The following is a 21,355-nucleotide window of genomic DNA, read 5'->3' as shown; positions in this document are numbered from 1 at the left end:
CAAACTTATTCATTGACAATTTCTTTCTCTTTTTGTAATACAGGTAACGGTTTTTTCTTCTTTTTTGACATTACCTCTTTATCAGAAATACGTAAAGAAAATAGTAATGCTACGAGTAAAAATATTGCTGATCCAATTAATGCTGCTTGATATGGCAATAAATCTGAATGAGTATTATGTTGTACACTGCTATTTCCAAAACCGGCTAGTATACTAGCTAAAACAGCAACTCCTATCGCTGAACCTAATCGATTTTGCACATTAAATATAGTAGTTGCTCTCCCCATAGAAGGCGGCGTTATATTGTTAAATGCAGAAAATTGAACTGCTCCAACTGATTGGCCTAAGAAAATACCTATGCCAAACAATAATACCCGTATTTGCCAAGGGTTCGTATCGTGATTTACAAAACTTAATAAAATAAAGATAATCGCCGTACAAATTAACCCTATAGAAATTACCTTACGAGCTCCTAATTTCTTATATGACCATGGTACGATCTGTGACGATATCATTAATCCAATGGCCTCTGGGAATGTAGTAAGGCCTGATTCCAGTGCGGATACCCCTATTACATTTTGATACATAAGCGGAAAAACAAATAACATTCCTAGTAAACCAGCTGAAGAAAACAATGAAATAAGACTCATTTTTCTAAAGACTGGTTCTTTGAATAAGCGTAAATCTAGCATCGGTTGCTTTACTTTAAGTTCTACAATGATAAACAGTGTAATAAATACAATCCCAGCTATTCCAGTACTTATAACCTCTGTAGAAATCCAGCCTCTTGATGGTCCTTGACTGAGCGCATAGATTAGCATCGCAAACCCTGGTGCTGAAAAAACAAAACCGAGGTAATCAAAGCGACCAGCTGATTTTTCAATATGCTCTTTTAAAAATAGAAGACCGAATAGTAACGCCATAATTCCAAATGGTAAATTAATATAAAATGCCCAGCGCCAAGACATTTGATCTACAAAAAAGCCACCAATAATTGGTCCTACTGCCGGTGCGACAGCAATTGGCAACACAATAAACCGAGAAATTCTCGGCCTTTCCTCTGGTGAAAATGTTCGGAATAACATCGCCATCCCAACTGGTGTTAGAAGCCCCCCACCAGCACCTTGAATAATACGAAAAATATTCAATGAAGTAATATCGTTCGCTATCCCACATAACGCAGATGCGGTTGTAAATACGAAAAGAGCAGTTAGAAATACTCTTTTCGTACCGAATCGATCTCCTAGCCAACCAGAAATCGGAAGGAAAACAGCTAAGCTAACTAAATATCCAACATTAACTGTCCCCATAGCAGATGGTGGCACTTGCAGTTCCTTACTTATCGTTTGTAGTGCTACATTTACAATCGTTGCATCCATAGCAGCCATAAACATCGCTGTTATATATACGATACTTACCACTACTTTTGGATTTATTTTTTCTTTCATTATCGTTTTCCTACTATTATTTTTTCGTCAGCTTGATTATTTTTTGGATTCAAATCTTTCCAGTTATTCTCAACATATTGTAAGCAATCGTGCCTGCTAGCTTCTTCATGTACGACATTCCACCCAATAGGTACATCAAGAAAGACAGGCCAGAGAGAATACTGGCCCTCCTCATTTATTAATACTTTATATGTGTAATTATCATTTTCAAATGGATTCGTCATACTCTCCCTACCCCTTTCTTATTCTGTAAATATTTCGCTAATACTTGTCCAATTTCCGTAAGTGGCCCTGGTTGACATAAATCTTTATGTCTACAATCAATATCATGTTGCACAATTTGTCCGTCTAAATAATTTAACCACGTATTTGGAGAGATAGGATCAAACCAGTCCGGTATTACAGTAGATCTAAAGAATAAAATATCTCCGTTATAAACTTTCGGTACGTATCTCCCTAACAATCCTACCGAATTTACATATGTTTCTTTCAAATTTAAAATGGTCTCTTCTTCAAGACTTGCTAATGCACTTCCATCTTTACGAAGTATTTCAATCGCACTTTCCATCGTAAGTGGTTTGCCATCCATGTTGTCTGGATCATATCCACCTAGAGCCAGTAGTGCGATTAACGCTTCTTCTTCAGTAGGCGCTTCCGTATTCGGTAGGAAGTGACCAGGATAAGAATCTAGCATAACGAGTAATTCTACTTCTTCCCCTTCATTTTGTAGTTGCGCTGCCATTGCATGCACAACATTTCCTCCGAGCGACCAACCGAGTAAACGATATGGTCCGTGAGGCTGTACTTCACGAACGTGTTTTAAATAATCCGCTGCCATTTCCTCTAAACTTCTTGGAAGTTCTTCATTTTTAGCGATACCACGTGCTTGCACGCCGTAGATTGGATAATCTGTTCCTAAAGATTTCATAAGTCCTGCATAGCACCAACTTAATCCACCTGCTGGGTGTACACAAAATAGTGGCAATTGGTTTCCGCTTGCTCGTAACGGAAGCAACACATCGAGTGCACTTTGTCCATTTCCCACTTCAAGTCTTTCAGCAAGGCCTGCAACAGTAGGTGCTGCAAATAAAGTTCCGATATTTAATTCGATCCCAAGCGCTTCTTTAATACGGCTCATAAGCTGCACTGCAAGGAGTGAATGACCACCTAAATCAAAGAATCCGTCATCAATTCCAATTTGAGGTACACTTAGCACTTCTGTAAACAAGTCACATAACAGTTCTTCTTGCGGTGTTCTTGGTCCACGACTAGAAGATGATGCGATAAATTCTGGAACTGGCAATGCCTTTCTATCTAATTTACCGTTTGGAGTTAAAGGCAACTCATTTACTACTACAAAAGCATATGGAACCATATAATCTGGTAGACTACCACTAGCAAACAGACGCATTTCATTCGTATCAATCGCTTCATTATTTGATGCGACGATATAAGAAACTAATCGTTTATCCCCTGGTTGATCTTCCCGTACAATAACTGCTACTTGCTCAACTGTAGGGTGTTTCATTATGACCGCTTCTATTTCTCCTAATTCAATTCGGAATCCGCGAATTTTTATTTGATGATCTGCACGTCCTATATAATCGAGCGTCCCATCATGACGCCAACGAGCTAAGTCTCCAGTACGATACATTCTTGTACCTGGCTTGCCAAATGGATCTGCAATAAAACGTTCTGCAGTTAAACCTGCCCTTCCTAAATATCCACGAGCAAGCCCTGCACCTGCAACATACATTTCTCCCACTACTCCAGGTGGCACTGGTTGTAAATAATGATCTAATACGTATACTTTAAGGTCAGGTATACTGCACCCAATTAAACTGTTTGCTCGTAAAGAAACGATTGTTTCGTCTAACTCAATATAACTAACATGTACTGTCGTCTCAGTAATACCGTACATATTAATAAGCTTCGGTGCGTCATGAGGATGTCGACTATACCAATCTTCTAATCGACTTAGCTCAAGTGCCTCACCTCCAAAAACAACATATCGTAAAGATAATTTTTGGCCAATCTCTTCATTTTCACGATCTGCTTGCATCAATTGATAGAACGCTGATGGAGTTTGGTTTAAAACAGTTACCTTTTCTTTAACAAGAAGTTGTAAAAATTCTTTCGGCGAGCGACTTACAGTATGTGGAACTACAACTAAACGCCCTCCGTATAATAAAGGTCCCCAAATTTCCCAAACCGAGAAATCAAAAGCATATGAATGGAACATCGTCCACACATCGTTTCCATCAAACTGGAACCAATGATCAGTTGCTCCTAAAAGTCTTACTACATTTTGATGAGGTATCATAACACCTTTCGGTCTACCTGTTGAACCTGATGTATAAATAACGTAAGCAATATGTGATGGAGTTAATGGCTTCACGCGCTCCATTTCATCAATATTGTCTTCACTATGTTTCTCAATTTCTTCTATTACTTTTACATTATCAACTAAAACTTTTAGTGCCTCATTACATTCAATTTCCACTTCTGAATTCGTTAAAACACATGATGGTTTCGCATCGTGTAGCATAAATGAAATACGGTCTGCTGGGTAATCTGGATCTAACGGAAGGTATCCAGCACCAGCTTTAAGAACAGCTAATAAACTTACAACCATGTTTAATGATCTTGGCATCGCTAAAGCAACGAGTTGATCAGGACCAATTCCTTTTGCTATTAGGAATCGAGCTATTTTATTTGCTTTTCTATTTAACTCTTCATAAGTTAATTTCTTATTTTCAAAGACGACAGCAATAGCATTTGGATTTATATGAACTTGCTTTTCAAATAATTGTAATAATGTCATTTCTGGTACAATTTGAAAACCACCATTCCACTTTTCTAACACTGCATTTTTCTCTGCTAAAGTTAATATTTCTAATCTGCCAATGGATTGATCCGGATTTGTCGCCGCATCATCTAATAACAAAATGAATCGTTCTATTAGTTTTTGAACCGTTTCACGTTTATATAAATCGGTACTAAACTCTAGTAATCCATGTAAACCGTTCGGAGTACCATCAACCTCGTTACTCTCACTAATTTCAAATGTTAAATCAAACTTCGCAGAGCCAACACTTTGAATTTCAAGGCTCGCTTCTATATCCGGGACATCAAAGATTGCTTCTGGCGTATTTTGGAAAGCTAACATAACTTGAAATAGCGGATGACTATTTCGAGTACGCACCGGGTTTAACACTTCAACGAGTCGTTCAAATGGAACATCTTGATTTTCATAAGCTGCAAGATTTGCCTGCTTCACTCTATTTAATAATTCTTTAAAACTTGGATCTCCTGAAGTATTTGTACGTAACACTAACGTATTTACAAATAAACCGACTATGTCAGAGAGTGCATCATCGTTTCTTCCAGCAATCGGACTACCGATTGGTATATCAGTACCTGCACCTAATCTTGTAAATAGCGCACTTAGTCCTGCTTGCAATACCATAAACAAACTAACTCCGTTTTTCCGTGCGAGCTCTACTAACCTACTATGCATACCTACATCTATATGAAAATGAATGGTTTCTCCTCTGTAACTCGTTTCCATTGGACGCTGATAATCTGTAGGCAACTCCAATTGATCTGGTAATCCCTTTAACTCTTTCTTCCAAAAATCTAATTGTGTTGAAATGAGACTTTCTTGTGTAGTTTCATCCCCTAACAATTGTTGTTGCCAAAGTGCATAATCTGCGTATTGAACCGGAAGTGTCTCTAGCTGTACTTTGTTACCTTGACATCGCGCTTTATACGCCGCTGTAAAATCTCTCGTTAACGGTTGTAATGACCAGCCATCCCCTACAATATGGTGTAATAGAATTAATATTACATGTTCGTTTTCACTCACTGTAAAAATTTGCAAACGAACTGCTGGTTCAACATCGAGGTTAAAGCTATATCTTACCGCTTCCGCAAGTGCACTTTCTAATTCACCTTTACATGTTTTTGTTCTAATCATTTCTAGATTTAAATTTTCCATATGTAAAATTTCCTGGTAGGAACTACCTAATACGTTAGGGAAAATTGTTCTAAGTGTTTCATGTTTCTCGACTACATCATAAAAGGCACCTTGCAATGCTTCCTCGTTCAACTTTCCAGACAAACGTATAACTAACGGAATATTATAAGTAGGGCTTGGACCTTCTAAACAATTCAAGAACCATAATCTACGTTGTGCAAATGAAAGTGGAACTTCATTTGGTCTTCTTACTTTCTTAATCGCTGGTCTTGCAGTTTTCGCTTGATCCAATTGTTTCGCTAATTCAGCAACAGTTGGCGATTCAAATAGTTTTCCAATTCCTAATTCGACACTTAACATTTCACGAATTCTTGCCATTAAACGCGATGCAAGAAGCGAATGTCCACCCATTTCAAAGAAATTATCATCAATGCTAATGCGAGAAACACTAAGTACTTCTGCAAATAAATGACATAATATTTCTTCTTTCGGATTTCTAGCAACCCTCTCATTGTTCATTCCATTAAAATCAGGAGCAGGTAATTTCTTTCTGTCAACCTTACCATTTGGCGTTAATGGTAATTCTTCTAGTAATACAAATGCTGATGGCACCATATAATTCGCTAAACTTTCTGAAACATAAGAACGAATTTCTGCAAGGTTAATCATTTCCTTCTCTTTGGCAACAATATACGCAATGATTCGTTTATCATTTGGACGATCTTCTCGTACCATAACCACTGCTTCCTTAACATTTTCATGTCGTTGTATTACCATTTCGATTTCAGCTAATTCAATTCGGAAACCACGAATTTTAATTTGATGATCTGCGCGGTTCATGTACTCTAAAACACCATCACTGCGCCATTTTACTAGATCACCTGTACGGTACATGCGCTGCCCTGGTTTTCCATAAGGATTTGCAACAAACCGTTCAGCTGTTAACTCTGGTTTTCCTAAATATCCGCTTGCAAGTCCTTCCCCTGCAATATATAATTCACCAATAACTCCAGGTGGAACTGGTTGTAACCCTGCATCCAATACATACACTTCTGTATTGCAAATTGGCTTTCCGATAGGAGGTATCCCCTTTTCACTTTCATCAATGTTCATGAAGGTAGACCAAATCGTCGTTTCAGTTGGCCCATATAAATTAGTTATTGAGCAGCCTAATTCTCTTAATTTATTTGCTAAATGCCCTGGAAGAGCTTCACCACCAACAAGTATATTTAGCCCTTGTAACTTCTCTGGATAATCAGTTACTAACGCCTGCCAAAGCGTCGGTGTAGCCTGCATAATGGTCACTCTTTCTTCATGTAAAAGTGTCGTTAATGCAGAAGGCTCTTGTATGTCTTCCTTTTGCGCAATTGTTAAACTCGCGCCACTAATAAGAGGTAAATAAATTTCTAGAGCAGAAATATCAAACGCAAATGTTGTAACTGCTAATAAATGATCATGTTCATGTAACGAAAACTTTTGTTGCATAGCCATTAAAAAGTTACTTAAACCTCTCATAGGAACAATTACACCTTTTGGGTTTCCTGTTGAGCCTGAAGTATATATTGTATAGGCTGAGTTTAAAAGTGATACATCATTCTTACATGCTATATTCATACGAGAAGATGTATGTAATGCTAGTTTCGTTTCTTCATCATCTAATACAATTTTTTTTATATCATTTTTTATAACTAACTTAGATGAAACAGATGAATGTGTTATGATACAAACTGGTTTTGCATCATTTACTATATAATTTATTCGCTCAGCTGGATATTCTGGATCTATTGGTAAATACGCTGCACCAGCCTTTAAAACTGCTAGCATACTAACCACTATTTCCGTTGATCTTGGAAATACTAAAGCTACAAACTGATTTGGTCGTATTCCTTCTTCTACTAAATAATGTGCTAGTTCATTCGCTCGTTCATTTAGCTCTTTATACGTAAAGTTTACACCGTCACAAGTAATCGCTAGTTTATTTGGAGTTTTTTGCACTTGTTTTTCAAATGATATAGGTAGACTGATTAACTCATCGTCTTCCTTCGTTTCATGCCATTCCAATAAAACTTTATGATTTTCTTCAGGAAGAGTAATATTTATCTTTCCAATCGACTCGTCTTTTTGATAAGCATTTATCATTAATTCTAATAATTGCATAAATCTTTCTTTATGCAATGCTAGCTCCGCACCATTATATACTTCCGGATTCGCATCAAAATGAATCATTAGCTCATTTTGATCAAAACGTTTATATACATTTATCGATAAATCATCCACAGGTCCTGCTGATAAGTTATGCGTAATACCACGATTCCCACCAAAGTTAAGCCCGTAATCAAAAGGCATAACATTCACTAACGGTCCAAATAATCTTTGATTTTCACCTAATAACTTTAAGTCTCTTCTTAATTCCTCATGACGGTATTTATGATGGCGACGTACATCTTGGATTTCTTTAGAAACTTGCTGTAATAATTCTACGAGAGTTATATTTGGAGTTACAGTAAGACGAAGTGGTACTAAATTCATTACCATACTAGGTGTATGAATAGATGCAGAACCTAGACGCCCCATCATCGGTAAACCTAAAACAATATCATTTTCACCTGTTAATTTATGCATATAAATACTTGTGACAGCGACAATGAATTCCGGCCAACTTGTTAACGAAATATTGATATCTTCTAGTAAAGTTTTTGTACTAGAACTAGATAAACAAGCTGTTTCGCGTAAAAATCCATTTGATGTTCTCGGTGCTCGTTCTGCCAAACTTACAACTTCTGGTTCATCCGCAAATTTTTCTAACCAAAAAGCACGATCTTCCTGAAATTGTTTAGACTCACGATACTCCATATCTTCTTGCACAACTTTTGCAAGAGAACCAAATGTCTTTTCATTCTTGTTTGTTTCTTCTATAAGTGATGTATACTCATTCGCTACCTTTTGGCTAAGAAGTGAAAATCCATAGCCATCCATCACAATGTGATGGATGCGCTGATACCAAAAGAAACGATTATTTTCAACTTGAATAAGTGCTTCAATAAATAAAGTATCTTTTTTCAAATCGACTGGCATAGATAAATCATTTTTCATCCATGCTTTAGCAGCCTCTTCAGGATTTTCTTCTTTACGAACGTCAATAAAATGCATATGAAACTGTGATTCTTCAATAACTTGCCATGGGCCAATTTCATCTTCTTCGAAACGAACATGAAGTGCCTCAGCTTCCATTACAACTTTACGTACTGCTAATTCGAAAATTTCTTGATTCATATTTCCGTTTATTTCTACATATTCCCCAGTATTATAAATCGGATTAAGTGGATCTAATTGTTGCGCAAACCACATGCCAGACTGCGCAGATGATAACGAATGACGAATCTTTTGACTGTTAGGCATTCTTTACTACCCCTTTATTATGTAGTCTATTTGTTACAGCACCTGTGCTGTTTGTGAAGATAGTAAACTGTACCAACCCGCAACAGTTGGACGTTCTGCTAAATCTGCAAAAGTGATTTCTTTCCCTTCACGACGCCACTTCTCTACTAAACTCATAATTCTGACCGAATCAAGCCCTCTATTTAATAAGTCCTCATCAATATCAATACTCTCTACTGGCTCACGAAGTAATTGTGCAACTAATTCATGCACTTCCTGTATAGTGATCCCTTCACTCTCATCACCTTTGACACTTTGTAAATCGTTTAACAATAGGCTTGTTGATGTCGTTACTGCACATCTATTAGATGCATACTCCAATGCTTGTTTATGATGTTCTAGTGAAAAATCAGCAACTGCATCTGCTACAAAGAACGGCTGAATACCATCCATAAATGCTTCACAAGCTGTTAAAAGGCAGCCAATATGCGCATAAATACCGCAAATAATGAGTTGATCTCTTCCTTGTTCATGTAAAATTTCTAATAGATTTGTCTTTTTAAATGCACTATATCTCCATTTTGTTAAGAATATATCATCCTCATCAGGAGTAAGTTCATCAATAATTTTCTTTTTATCTGGTCCAGCAGGAATACCGTCACCCCAAAAGTCTTGTAATAAACCTCGTTGTTCTAACGTTTGCCCACCAGGTTGCGCTGTATAAACAACTGGTATACCAAGTTCCTTACATTTTTCTCTTATCATTTTAATATTTGAAATAAGTTCTACTTTCGGTGATTCTTTATCGCTATATGCATCAAGAAAATATTCTTGCATGTCATGAATTAAAAGTACTGCACGTTTCGGATCTGGTGTCCAATTCACTTTATTTTTTGGTAGTTCTGATTCAATTGGCATTTTATATACTGAAATAGATGGGATAGCCATCTAATCACTTCCTTCCTGTTTTTATTATTATTTTACTGTAATAAGTTTTTCAGCAATGACTTTACGTAATTCTTTTTTGCTTATCTTTCCAACGCCTGTTTGCGGGAATGATTCAATAAATTCAATTCGATCTGGAATCTTATAAGCTGCTATACCGCGTTCTCTTAAAAACATTTTTAATTCACTTACTGCCGGAGCTTGTCCGCGAGCTATAACAAATGCACAAGTACGTTCTCCTAAATAATCGTCAGGCATAGATACAATCGCTACATCATGTACTGCATCATGTGCTAATAGATGATTTTCAACTTCTTCCGCGGCAACTTTCTCACCGCCACGATTAATTTGATCTTTATCTCTTCCTTCTACAATGATGTAACCTTGTTCATTTACTTTCACAAGATCTCCTGTGCGATAAAATCCATCCTTTGTAAACGATCGTGCATTATGCTCTTCTGCTTTATAATAACCACGAATTGTATATGGCCCTCTTGTTAATAAACTACCTACTTCGCCAGGTTTTACATCGTTGTCATTTTCATCAACAACTCGTACTTCATCGAGTGCAGACATTGGTCTACCTTGTGTATGAATAATAATTTCTTCAGGATCATCTAATCTTGTATAGTTCACTAATCCTTCCGCCATACCGAATACTTGCTGTAATGTACATCCAAATGTAGGGCGTATACGTTTTGCAACTTCAGCACTAAATTTCGCGCCACCTACTTGAATCACCTCTAGACTCGATAAATCGTTATTACGTGAAGATGCAGCATCAAGCCATATCATTGCTAATGGCGGTACGAGAGCAGTAATCGTAACTTTTTCTTTTTCAATAAGTGCAAACGCCTCATCTGGACTACCTCCAGTTGCCAGCACTACTTTTCCACCCGCATAGAAAGTTCCAAATGTTCCAGGAGAGCTCATCGGGTAATTATGTGCTACTGGAAGAACGGCCATATAGACACTCTTTGCACTTAAATTACAAATTTCAGCGCTAACACGTAAACTATAAATATAATCATCATGCGTTCGAGGAATTAATTTAGAAAGTCCTGTTGTCCCCCCTGATAATTGGAGAAACGCAACATCACTTGGCTGAACTTCTGGTAATGGAACGGGATCTATATATAAATCACTTATGTTCACAAATTCTTCTTCTTCTCCCACTACAATTACATGTTGTAAAGTTGGCACTTTCTCTTTCACTTCTCTTGCTAGTTTTCGATAATCAAAACCGAGAGTTTTATCTGAAATAACGTAAACACTCGCCTCACCAAACTCACAAAAATAACTAATTTCACTGCTTCGATGTGAAGGTAATGCAAAAACAGGAAGTGCCCCAATTCGAAATAGCGCAAAACATACTTCGAAAAACTCAATAATGTTAGGTAGCTGGATTACAACTCGATCCTCTTGCTTTATTCCTAAATTCAGTAGCCCTGAAGCTAATCGATCTACTTTTTTATCAAGCTCACTATACGTAATATGCGTATTACCACTTACAACTGCAATTTGATCGCCATATTTTTCAGCTCGCTCTCTTAACATCACGCCAAATGTTTCCCCAAGCCAACAGCCTTCCTCTCGATAACGATCAGCAAATTCTTTTGGCCATTTTGTATAACCTGTTAGCATTCTTTCTGCCCCCTACTTTTCATTAAGTGAACTATCATTTAATCCTAAAGCTTTCAACATTGTTTGGAACTTAGCTGATGTTTCTGCTAATTCATCTTCTGGTTTTGACTCAGCAACAACGCCCGCTCCTGCATATAAACGGAGTGTATTTTCTTGTACTTCAGCACAACGAATTGTAACAATCCATTCACCGTCTCCATTTAAATCACTCCACCCTAGCATTCCTGTAAAGAATTCACGGTCAAATGGCTCAATTTTTTGAATCGCCTCTCTCGCTTCTTCCATCGGTGTGCCGCAAACTGCTGGCGTCGGATGAAGAGCAATTGCTAATTCCAAAGAAGTAGTATTCGGATCCTTTAATTCACCTTTCACTTCAGTAGATAAATGCCACATCGCTTCACTATGAATAACGGATGGCTTTTCCGGAACATGTAATGTATGACAGTACGGACGAAGCGCTGCAGCAACTGCTTCTACTACTACCGCATGTTCATGTAAATCTTTTGGAGAAGAAAGTAATTCCTCTGCTCTTCTCTTATCTTCAACTGAATCCTCACTACGTGGCCTTGAACCAGCTAACGGATTAGAAATAACTTGCATACCATTACGTGAGACGAGTAATTCAGGGCTCGCTCCAATTAACGTCTTACTATTCTCATTTTCATCTTTCGATAAATTCACAGCAAATGTATATCCGTGCTTATTATGCGCTGCTAATTCTCGAAGAAGTTTTTGCTTATCAATCTTTTCGGAAGAATTAACATCTAACGATCTGGATAGAACGATTTTTTTTAAATCCCCGCCCTTTATTTTTGCAATTCCTTGCTTCACACCATTCATATACACTTCAGGCGCTGGTACAGGCGTCATTTCGAATGTTAAGTTCTCATTTATTTCAAGCTGATTTGTTGTATCCAATTGTAATCGCTCAGAAGTCCTACTATATTCTGGTACGATAAGTTGGACTTCTTTTCTATGATCAAATGGCAAAGCACCGACAACGATAGGATTCGGATTTCCGGCTTGTTTTGCATTACATAATACTGCTTGTACAAGCTCTGGGAAACTTTCAATTTCATGATGCTTTACTGTAGTAAACTCTCCTTCTGCTAATATCGTTCGAGTTGGTGAAGCGAAAAAGAATGAAGATTCAGTCTTATAATCTTCTAGTAATTTTTCTGACAGTTCCTTTACAGCCGTAAATTCCTTCATTGTATAGTAACCCCCTGAATTTTTTATTAAACGCCTAATGTAGCTCCGCCATCAACACATAAATTATGCATTGTAATATGACTAGCTTTATCTGAAGCTAAAAACAATACTGCTTCAGCAATTTCTGAAGGCTGTGCAATTTTTTGTAACGGTATACCGAGTCTATATGTACTTTGAGAACCAGCAATTATATTTTTTTCTCCATTCTCATCAGCCCATAGTAGCCTTTGCATTTCAGTTTCAGTAGAACCTGGAGAAACTACGTTACAGCGAATGTTGTACGCTGCAAGTTCTAATCCTAAACATTTCATAAACATCGTCGTAGCAGCTTTTGATGCAGCATATGCAGCCATCTCCATTCTCGGCGTATTTGCTGCATTTGAACCAACTGTAACAATTGCCCCTGACTTTCTTTGCATCATATGTTTACTTACTGCTCGGGACATATAGAAAACTCCTGTAGAATTTACAGAAAACGTTTTATTCCAATCTTCATCACTTAACGAGTGAATCGCTCCCATACGTAAAACCCCTGCAACATTTACTAATATATCTATTGGCGCTATTTCATTTTCAATATCATTTACCATCTGTTCAACTGCGGTACTATCACTCACATCTAAGCAAAACGTTTTCAAATGTATTTCATTTAAGAGTTCGTTTAATCCCTCTTCATTTTGATCAACCGCAATAACTGTAGCTCCTCTTTCTAAAAACATTTTGGCAACAACACTACCTATACCTTGAGCTGCACCTGTTACTAAAACAGTTTTCCCATCAAATTCCCCTAAGTTCATTTCCTCTATCCTTTCATTTAAAAATCAATCTAATTAAACAAAAATGATAATGATTATCATTATCGATGTAAAAAATAATACACTTACTAAACTAATTGGTCAAGTGTACTTTTCATTAAAATATTATTCATTGATAATGTTTTTCATTTAACGTTCTTACACCGAAATGATAATCTTTCTCAATAAACTTGTCAACCTATTTTTATTTTTCAGACAAAAACTTTAGTTCTTTTCAATACAATTACATCTAAAAGTATTAATAAATACTTACATTAATACTTTAATTCTTACTCCTCTTTGTAAAAATTGAAGATGCTAAACTGGAGATCCCTTCAGTTACAAAGCCTTAACAAAAAATCGAGCATTTATTTTCTCAATATTTTTCTGAAAATATATCTTGCAAACATCAATGCATATTTTCTTTATTATTTAAGATTTAATACATATTTCGAATATGATGTATCGATTTATTATATTCCAATATAATCCAAATGGACATTTCACTCACTTTTATATCAAAAAAAAATAAAAAATAATTTAACCTTGTTAAAATAACTCAAAAAAAGCACCCTATTTAACAGGATGCTTTTTCGTAACTATAGTGTTATAGAAGATTTATATACTTATGCTACACTGCGATACTCTTCTTCTTGTTCTTTTTTCTGTTTAGGTGCTTGAATTAAAATTGCGATAATGAATGACACGACACATAATACACCGATCACCATAAAGGTTGGTTTGAATCCACCTAGAAGTGCACCGATAAAGGAACCTGCAAGCGCTCCAAATCCAAATCCTTGATACACAATTCCGTAATTCTTACTATGGTTTTTCATACCGAAGAAATCACCAACAATAGCTGGGAAAATAGTAATATTTCCACCAAAGCAAAACGCTACACTTGCTACACATACGAAGTAGATACCGTAATTCAAATCTACGAAACTTAGAACTAATACCGAACTCGCCATAACCACAAAAGTACCCGTAACGATTTTTAAGCGGCCGATTTTATCTGATAACGGTCCTAGAATAATACGACCTAATGTGTTAAATATTGCAACCATAGCCACCGCATTAGCTGCTGTCGCTGCGCTAAGCCCTACAAGTTGAACACCAATGTCTTTTACCATACCAATTAAGTATAAGCCACTCATACATGATGTAAATAACATGATGAATAATAAGTATACTTGTTTTGTGCCTAACATTTCTTTCATTGTATATTCATGAGTGTTTGTTTCCTGAACTGCACCTTGATCAGCAGCTTGATGGATTAAACAAGCTCCAAGGACAATCATAGCTGTAACAATTAAACCCCAATATATAAACGCTTGCGATACACCAACTGAATCGATTAACTTTGCATTTATATATTTGAAAATTAAGCTACCTGTACCATATGCAGCTACAGATATACCAGAGATTAAACCTTTACGTTCAGGGAACCACTTAATTAAATTAGATAGTGAAGTAATATAAGCTGTACCATCTGCGTAACCTACAACAACTCCTGCTAGTACATAAAGCAATATTAACGAAGAAACTTGTGAACTAAGTACTAATCCTAGTCCTAATGCTAGTCCAGCTATCATAATAAGTTTACGAAGTCCCCATTTTTCTTGTAATTTACTTGCAAATAAAGTTGAAAATGCTAAGGAAAGACTAGTAATTGAGAAAGTTATCGCAACCGCGTTAAGACTCCAACCGTATTTACTAACTAAAGGCTGATTGAATAAACTCCATGTATATATCGTTCCAAGTCCCATTTGAACTATGACTGTACCAAGGACAACAAGCCATGGATTAACAGCTGATTTTTTCATACCTTTCCGCCTCCTCTTTCTATTTCAATGCTTTTCGCTAAGTCTTGTTTTTTTATATTCATTTTGGTCACCTCTTTTGATTTAACACCTTCATTGTATAAGATGTTTTCAGTTATGTAAGCACTTACAAGACAGAGCGTCAAAAACATGGAATCAGTTACAGAAAACGAAGGATGAAATACAAAAAACTACTTATTAAATACGTAACAGTTATTTAAATTGGTTTGTATAAGTTTGATTCACATTTGTTTTTGAACCCTTTCTAAAAAATGAAACAATAAAACCGTCTCTTTAATGTTCATAAAAGAGACGGTTTTATTAGGTCAATTCATAATCCTGACTTTCTTTATACGTTTATCATTGTTTCTTCAAATGTAACAATCGGCTCTACAAATTCCATTATAATGAAAGCATTTTTAATACGTTTTGTTAAAACTTCTTTTCATTCTGCACACATAGACAACAAATATTTTTTTGATAAATAAAACTAAATATTCACTAATATACTTATACGTGGTTTAATATATATAATAAAAAATATTTCTGTCTTTAATGAGGAGGTACTATGAAAGCAAACGTAGGGGATACTATACTTTTTCAACGAAACAATTTAAAGATTACAGGATCTGTACTAAAACTTTATACTGAATCGGTCTTAGTTGAAATTACAAATGTAAGCGGTGGTACTTTTGAATTTGAACGAACAATTGTAAATCATAAAAACTATAAAATATTAAATACGAATACATAAAGTGAAACTTTAATCAGTGGGGGGTTTTGTTCATCCCCCACTGATTATTAGTTGAACCAATCGGACGTTTACGGACAGCCCGACTCCCATCTAACTTCTTTGCTCCAACTGAATTTTGAGATGGGAGTTTTACTGTCCGTTAACACGGGATAAAACAACACAAAATAGCCCCTGCTCATCAGCAGCGGCTATTTTATATGAAAATACTTCATTAGTTTATATATCCTAAAACACTTACAATCTTACTCGCTTTTAAATTATTAATATGATAATAAATTTCTAAACCTCTTCTCTCAGCTCGTAACACTTTACCTTTCATTTTTGATAAATGTTGCGAAACAGTCGATTGTGGAATATTTAGTAATTCTGTTAGTTGTGTTACGTTACAAGTTTTTCTCGTGCTTAATTCATTTACAATTTGTAATCGGATTGGGTGCGCCATAATTTTTAAAATATCTACATCTTCTTCTGAAACTAAACTTTTTCTCATTTCACTCGTATATGTTGTCATAAGACATTCCCCTTTTATATGAATTCCTTTTATTTAGATCTATTTCCAAAATATTTAAAACTCCGACGAGAAACCTTTATATAAAAATAATAGAATTTTAAATTTTTAAAAACAGAACGAAATACAATTCACTTTATTTATTTGGTACATATACATAATACAATGTTAATATGTGCTCTATGTGAAGTTCGCATAAATTTGTAATGAAGATTTTTCAAACAATTCACATGTAACTATTCACTTCCTCCTAACACTATCCAGTGATTTTAACATATTTTAGGCATTTGTATATACTATCTACAAAATAAATGTTGTTTAGGGGGAATTCAAATGCCTACAATGTTACAAGAAGAAGTTGAAGAAGCGCGCGAAACATATGTCAGTCGTATCATCTTGGTCGGTGGATCGGCTTTATTTTTAGTAGGTGGTGTTATATCTGCAATTTCGGCTTTTAAAACTTATAACCGTTTGGAAAATACGCCGCCGTCTACAGATAACTCATAGATGAATTATCTAATTTTGAATAACAAATAAATGCCTCCTCAATACAGAGGAGGCATTTATTTTATCAAAAGTTCTATACTAAAGAATCACAAATAATATGAATTACAATTGAACTTACTTCACCACAAACCTTGTCTGACTACACCCATCCTTCTGCTTCGTTACTTCTAATACAGCTGGCATTGCGTTTTTCAGCTCTTGAACGTGTGAGATTACACCAATAAATCGGCCTGATTTTTGTAAGTCAATTAAGGCGTCAACTGCTTTCGTTAATGATTCTTCATCTAATGAACCGAATCCTTCGTCGATAAACATCGTTTCGATTGAAATACCGCCTTCATACGCTTGAATCACGTCTGCCATGCCGAGCGCTAAGCAAAGTGAGGCATTGAACTTCTCGCCGCCAGATAATGTTTTTACATCGCGTGTTTGGCCAGTATATGCGTCGTATACATCTAACCCTAATCCACTTTGACGATTTCTCTTTTCAACTCGTTCACTTCGTTTTAAATAAAATTGTCCATTTGATAATTTACGTAATCGTTCGTTTGCAATTTGAACAATTTGTTCTAAATACTCAATTAAGATGTAACGTTCAAATGATATACGGCTTTCGTTATCACCTTTCATTACTTCATATAAGTCAACAAGTTCTTGGAAAGCTTTTTCTTCCTCATGAATTTGCTCATCGATACGTCTAATATTTTCATGTAAATCAGAAATATATGTTACCGCATTTTGCGCACGTTGACGTTTTTCTTTAATGATATCAAGGTTAATTTCTAATTCTTTAATGTGTTCACCTAACGCCGTAATATCCATATACTCTTTATCTTTTAATTCAGCATGTAACTCTTCAATTTGTTTTGCAAGTACTTCAAGAGATGAATAATAGCTTTGAATTTCTTTTTGTAACATATCCATCTCGGCATCACTTAATTTCGCTTCTTTATACGTAATTTGATTTGTAAATCCACTCTGTTCAAGCTCTTTCATAAAGCGCGTGAAAGTCTCTTCTTTCTTCAATTTTGCACTTTCAAATTGATTAGAAGCACCTTCCTGTTCTGCTTGAATACGTATATTTTCATTTTGCCAATGTTGATACGCCTCCTGCACTTTCTTCCATTCGTCCTCCATTAATTTGAGCTCATGCATAGCTTGGTCAAACTGAACTTTCCAAGCTTGGACTGTTTGTAAGTTTTCAGGAATGTTTTTCTTATCATGTTCATATGACGTACGAAGCTGCATACAATCCATTTCTATACGGTGCTGTTCTGTTTCTACCTCATGTTTTTGTTTCTGAAGTGCATCTACTTTTTCTTCTATGCTTTTTATTTTCACAGCTGTTTGCTTACGCGTTTCTTCACTTGCTTTTAACGTATTCACTTCAGTTGCTAATTGTTTTCCTTTTTGAACAAGCGCACTATATGTTTCAACTAATTCTTCCGATTGGTAGCCTCGCTTCTTAACTTCTTCTATTACTTGCTCATATTGAAGATGATAGAAATTCCATTTCTCCTCTACTTGCACATGTAATTTTTCGGCAATATTCTTCTTGTCTCTTAAATCATTTAACTCTTTTTCATTAATGGCATCACTTTGCTCTGAAGCTTTTTTCGGATGGTTCGTGCTGCCACATACTGGACAAGATTCACCATCATGTAGATGAAGAGCCAATATACCAGCTTGTTCACTTAACCAGCGACGTTCCATATTCTCATATGCACGAACTGTCTCTTGCATCTTAGTAAATGCAGTTTCTTTTTCTTGCTCGAATTTTTGTTTTTCTTGCCATACATCATATGCTTGCTTTAAAACTTTTGCATCTTCTCGCATATTCGTTAGTTCTTCTACTTTATCTACATATCGTTCAAGCGCTCGCTCTAATTGCTGTAATTCACCAGACATTAGCTGTTTTTGATTTGTATGCTCTTCTAATTGTCGATCTAAGTTTTGCATACTTTCTTTTAATTTTCCTAGTTGAATTTCTGCATTTTGTAAATTCAACTGTTTCTCAGCTAATGATGCAATAATCGGTTGTAACTCTTCTAATCTTTGAACAAGTTTTTTTGCATTTTCTCTCTCAGGTTCTTTATTCTTTATTGCTTCATATTTCTCCTGAGCAAGTTCAAAATTATTCATTATATTTTCTTTTTTAGCGATAATTTGTTTTAACAAACTTTCAGCTTTCTGCTCATTTCCCATCGCTTCTTCGTGCCATTGTTCAAATGGTAATAAGCGCTTCGCTTGTTCCGCACGCTTAAAAGATATTTCTTTCATTTCAATTACTGAACGGTTTTCTTGTAAAGTATTATATTTCTCATTCTTTTGTTGTAAATCTATAAATTTCTCATTTACAGACTTCGCTGCATGAAAACGTGTTTCAGCATCCTTTAATTGCTTCGTTTGAACATCTTGTTCTACTTGTAATTGCTCAACCTCTGCCTTATACACAGCTGTTTCTTGTTCTAATGCTTCTACTACTTGATGTGTATTTACATGCTCTTGTTCCGCTAAAGTCTCTAATAATGCTCCATCTCGAATTGGTAATTTAAAAACATTACGGAAATATAGCTCTCGCTCTTTCTGTTTTTCTTGTAAGACGTCTTTCCATTGTTTTCGTTTTTGGTCAAGTAACTCACGCATTAACTTATAACGATCTGTTTTAAAAATACGACGCAAAATTTCTTCTTTGTTTTCTGTCTCAGATGTTAATAGTTTTCGGAATTCCCCTTGCGGTAACATAACAATTTGGCTGAATTGATGTTTACTTAAGCCAATTAAATCTTCTACTTTTTTATTTACATCCGTTACATGGAAACGATCAACAGCCGGAATCTTCTCTTCATCAATTACTTCATATAATTCTACTGCATGTCCCGTAATCGTCTTGTTCCCTTGTTTTTTATGTCCCAGTTGTCGTTTTATTTCATAACGTTTCCCTTTTAACTGAAAGGTTAATTCTACGCTTGTATACACATTATCATCAGCAAATTGACTGCGGAGCATGCTCGTATCACTTCGTTCTTCTCCGCTTGCCTCACCATATAAAACATAACAAATTGCATCAAAAATCGTTGTCTTTCCAGCGCCCGTGTTTCCAGAAATGGCGAAAATACGATGCTCTCCCAAATCGTCAAAATCAATTACTTCTTTCTGTTTATATGGGCCAAATGCCGTCATAATAAGCTGAATCGGTCTCATCCTCGTTCACCTTCCCGTTCTTGCACTGTTTGTAATACTTCTACAAATAGACGTTCTTTCTCTTCTGATAAATCTAAGCCTTTCATTTCTTTATAAAAAGCCTTTAATAATGATAAATCATCCATTTTATGTCTTGAAACAGTTACTTCATTTGACTCCGTGAACTCTCGTCTTTGAATGGCTCTTTCAACATGCATTGCATTTGGATAAACAGAGCGTATTTTTTCCATTGGCTGCAAGACAGGATTTTCATCTAATAATTTTACAAACACGTAATCTTCACTTACTGGATGTTGTAACAATTCATCTATTTTCGCTTCTACTGTTCGCATTTTACGGCGTGGATTAAGTAACCTTTTTTCAATTGTTGCTTCACCTTGCTCGTTCAGTTCCACAATATAATATCCTTTTTTATGTTTTTCTTCAGAAATAGAATAGGCAAGTGGCGAACCGGAATATCGAATCGTCTCATTACGTACGAAATGCGCTTGATGTAAATGTCCAAGCGCTGTGTAATGAAATTTATCAAAATAATGACTATTCACGTATTCAGCACCACCAATTGAAAGTGGTCGTTCAGCATCACTTGTATTCTCTTCCGCTTCTCCAGCAGAAGTTACAAATGCATGACCAACAAACACATGTCTAGCTTTTTTATCCATCGCTTCAGATAGCTCATTCATAAAAATACGCATCGCATCATCATGAGAACGTACGTCTTCGTTTTTCAATACATGTCTAACTATACTTGGATCCGCATAAGGAATGAGATGGAAGTGAACCTCCCCATATTCATCATTTAATATAATCGGCTCATATGGAAATTGAAATTGCCCCACAATAAATAATCCTTGTTTCTTCATTAAACTACTTCCAAAATGAATACGATCTGGACTATCATGGTTCCCAGCAACTGCAATAACTGGTGTTTGTAAATCAATCACTATTTTTTGCAGCACATCATTTAATAAGTCTACTGCTTCTGTAGGTGGAATTGCTCGGTCATATAAATCCCCTGCAATAATTACGGCATCTGGTTTTTCTTCTTCAACAGCTTGTACAAACTGATCTAGTACAATCTTTTGATCTTCAGTCATATACACGCCATGAACAAGCTTTCCTAAATGCCAATCGGCTGTATGAAATAACTTCATGG

General features: G+C 35.8%; 13 protein-coding genes. 2 read left to right on the top strand and 11 right to left on the bottom strand.

Going from position 1 to position 21,355, the window contains the following annotated elements:
* Positions 1–5: 5 nt before the first annotated feature.
* The 8 genes from PDQ68_RS02015 to PDQ68_RS01980 form a co-directional block, all read right to left on the bottom strand.
* Positions 6–1,448, bottom strand: coding sequence for an MDR family MFS transporter (locus PDQ68_RS02015; RefSeq protein WP_016717438.1), 1,443 nt, complete (start codon positions 1,446–1,448; stop codon positions 6–8).
* Positions 1,448–1,672: an MbtH family protein gene (locus tag PDQ68_RS02010; RefSeq protein ID WP_016717437.1), complete on the bottom strand. Its 225-nt coding sequence runs from the start codon at positions 1,670–1,672 to the stop codon at positions 1,448–1,450. The genes PDQ68_RS02015 and PDQ68_RS02010 overlap by 1 nt, the downstream gene beginning before the upstream one ends.
* The gene (locus PDQ68_RS02005) at positions 1,669–8,826 is read right to left on the bottom strand and encodes an amino acid adenylation domain-containing protein (protein ID WP_061182858.1); all 7,158 of its coding nucleotides are present in this window, start codon (positions 8,824–8,826) and stop codon (positions 1,669–1,671) included. The genes PDQ68_RS02010 and PDQ68_RS02005 overlap by 4 nt, the downstream gene beginning before the upstream one ends.
* A 33-nt stretch (positions 8,827–8,859) precedes the next feature.
* Positions 8,860–9,753 carry an isochorismatase gene (locus PDQ68_RS02000; RefSeq protein WP_016717435.1) on the bottom strand — a complete coding sequence of 298 codons (894 nt, stop codon included), beginning with the start codon at positions 9,751–9,753 and terminating at the stop codon, positions 8,860–8,862.
* Positions 9,754–9,780: 27 nt separating this feature from the next.
* On the bottom strand, positions 9,781–11,394 hold the full coding sequence (locus tag PDQ68_RS01995) for a (2,3-dihydroxybenzoyl)adenylate synthase (RefSeq protein ID WP_061182857.1): 1,614 nt from the start codon (positions 11,392–11,394) through the stop codon (positions 9,781–9,783).
* A gap of 12 nt (positions 11,395–11,406) precedes the next feature.
* Positions 11,407–12,606 carry an isochorismate synthase DhbC gene (dhbC, locus tag PDQ68_RS01990; RefSeq protein ID WP_016717434.1) on the bottom strand — a complete coding sequence of 400 codons (1,200 nt, stop codon included), beginning with the start codon at positions 12,604–12,606 and terminating at the stop codon, positions 11,407–11,409.
* Between the two features lie 26 nt (positions 12,607–12,632).
* Positions 12,633–13,403, bottom strand: coding sequence for a 2,3-dihydro-2,3-dihydroxybenzoate dehydrogenase (gene dhbA / locus PDQ68_RS01985; RefSeq protein WP_001048422.1), 771 nt, complete (start codon positions 13,401–13,403; stop codon positions 12,633–12,635).
* Positions 13,404–14,026: 623 nt separating this feature from the next.
* A complete protein-coding gene (locus PDQ68_RS01980; RefSeq protein ID WP_061182471.1) occupies positions 14,027–15,229 on the bottom strand; it encodes an L-lactate MFS transporter in 1,203 nt (400 codons plus the stop codon).
* A 565-nt stretch (positions 15,230–15,794) separates the two neighbouring features.
* On the opposite strand from PDQ68_RS01980, the gene PDQ68_RS01975 reads away from it, so the two are divergent.
* Complete coding sequence (locus PDQ68_RS01975; protein ID WP_000646794.1) at positions 15,795–15,980, top strand: YkvS family protein; 186 nt, start codon at positions 15,795–15,797, stop codon at positions 15,978–15,980.
* A 211-nt stretch (positions 15,981–16,191) separates the two neighbouring features.
* On the opposite strand, the gene PDQ68_RS01970 is transcribed toward PDQ68_RS01975, so the two are convergent.
* Entirely contained in the window at positions 16,192–16,491 is a 300-nt protein-coding gene (locus tag PDQ68_RS01970) for an ArsR/SmtB family transcription factor (RefSeq protein WP_000214798.1), read from the bottom strand.
* A 330-nt stretch (positions 16,492–16,821) separates the two neighbouring features.
* Between PDQ68_RS01970 and PDQ68_RS01965 the strand changes: the two genes are divergently transcribed.
* Positions 16,822–16,995: a hypothetical protein gene (locus PDQ68_RS01965; RefSeq protein WP_001142748.1), complete on the top strand. Its 174-nt coding sequence runs from the start codon at positions 16,822–16,824 to the stop codon at positions 16,993–16,995.
* A 114-nt stretch (positions 16,996–17,109) separates the two neighbouring features.
* On the opposite strand, the gene PDQ68_RS01960 is transcribed toward PDQ68_RS01965, so the two are convergent.
* Positions 17,110–20,199: an AAA family ATPase gene (locus PDQ68_RS01960; protein WP_061182470.1), complete on the bottom strand. Its 3,090-nt coding sequence runs from the start codon at positions 20,197–20,199 to the stop codon at positions 17,110–17,112.
* The gene (locus PDQ68_RS01955) at positions 20,196–21,353 is read right to left on the bottom strand and encodes an exonuclease SbcCD subunit D (RefSeq protein ID WP_061182469.1); all 1,158 of its coding nucleotides are present in this window, start codon (positions 21,351–21,353) and stop codon (positions 20,196–20,198) included. The genes PDQ68_RS01960 and PDQ68_RS01955 overlap by 4 nt, the downstream gene beginning before the upstream one ends.
* Positions 21,354–21,355 lie beyond the last annotated feature (2 nt).

The sequence above is a fragment of the Bacillus cereus group sp. Bc010 genome (assembly GCF_027716745.1).
GTDB lineage: Bacteria > Bacillota > Bacilli > Bacillales > Bacillaceae_G > Bacillus_A > Bacillus_A pacificus.
The sequence above is the reverse complement of the archived record's forward strand: the minus strand, read 5'-3'. Positions and strand labels throughout refer to the sequence as shown.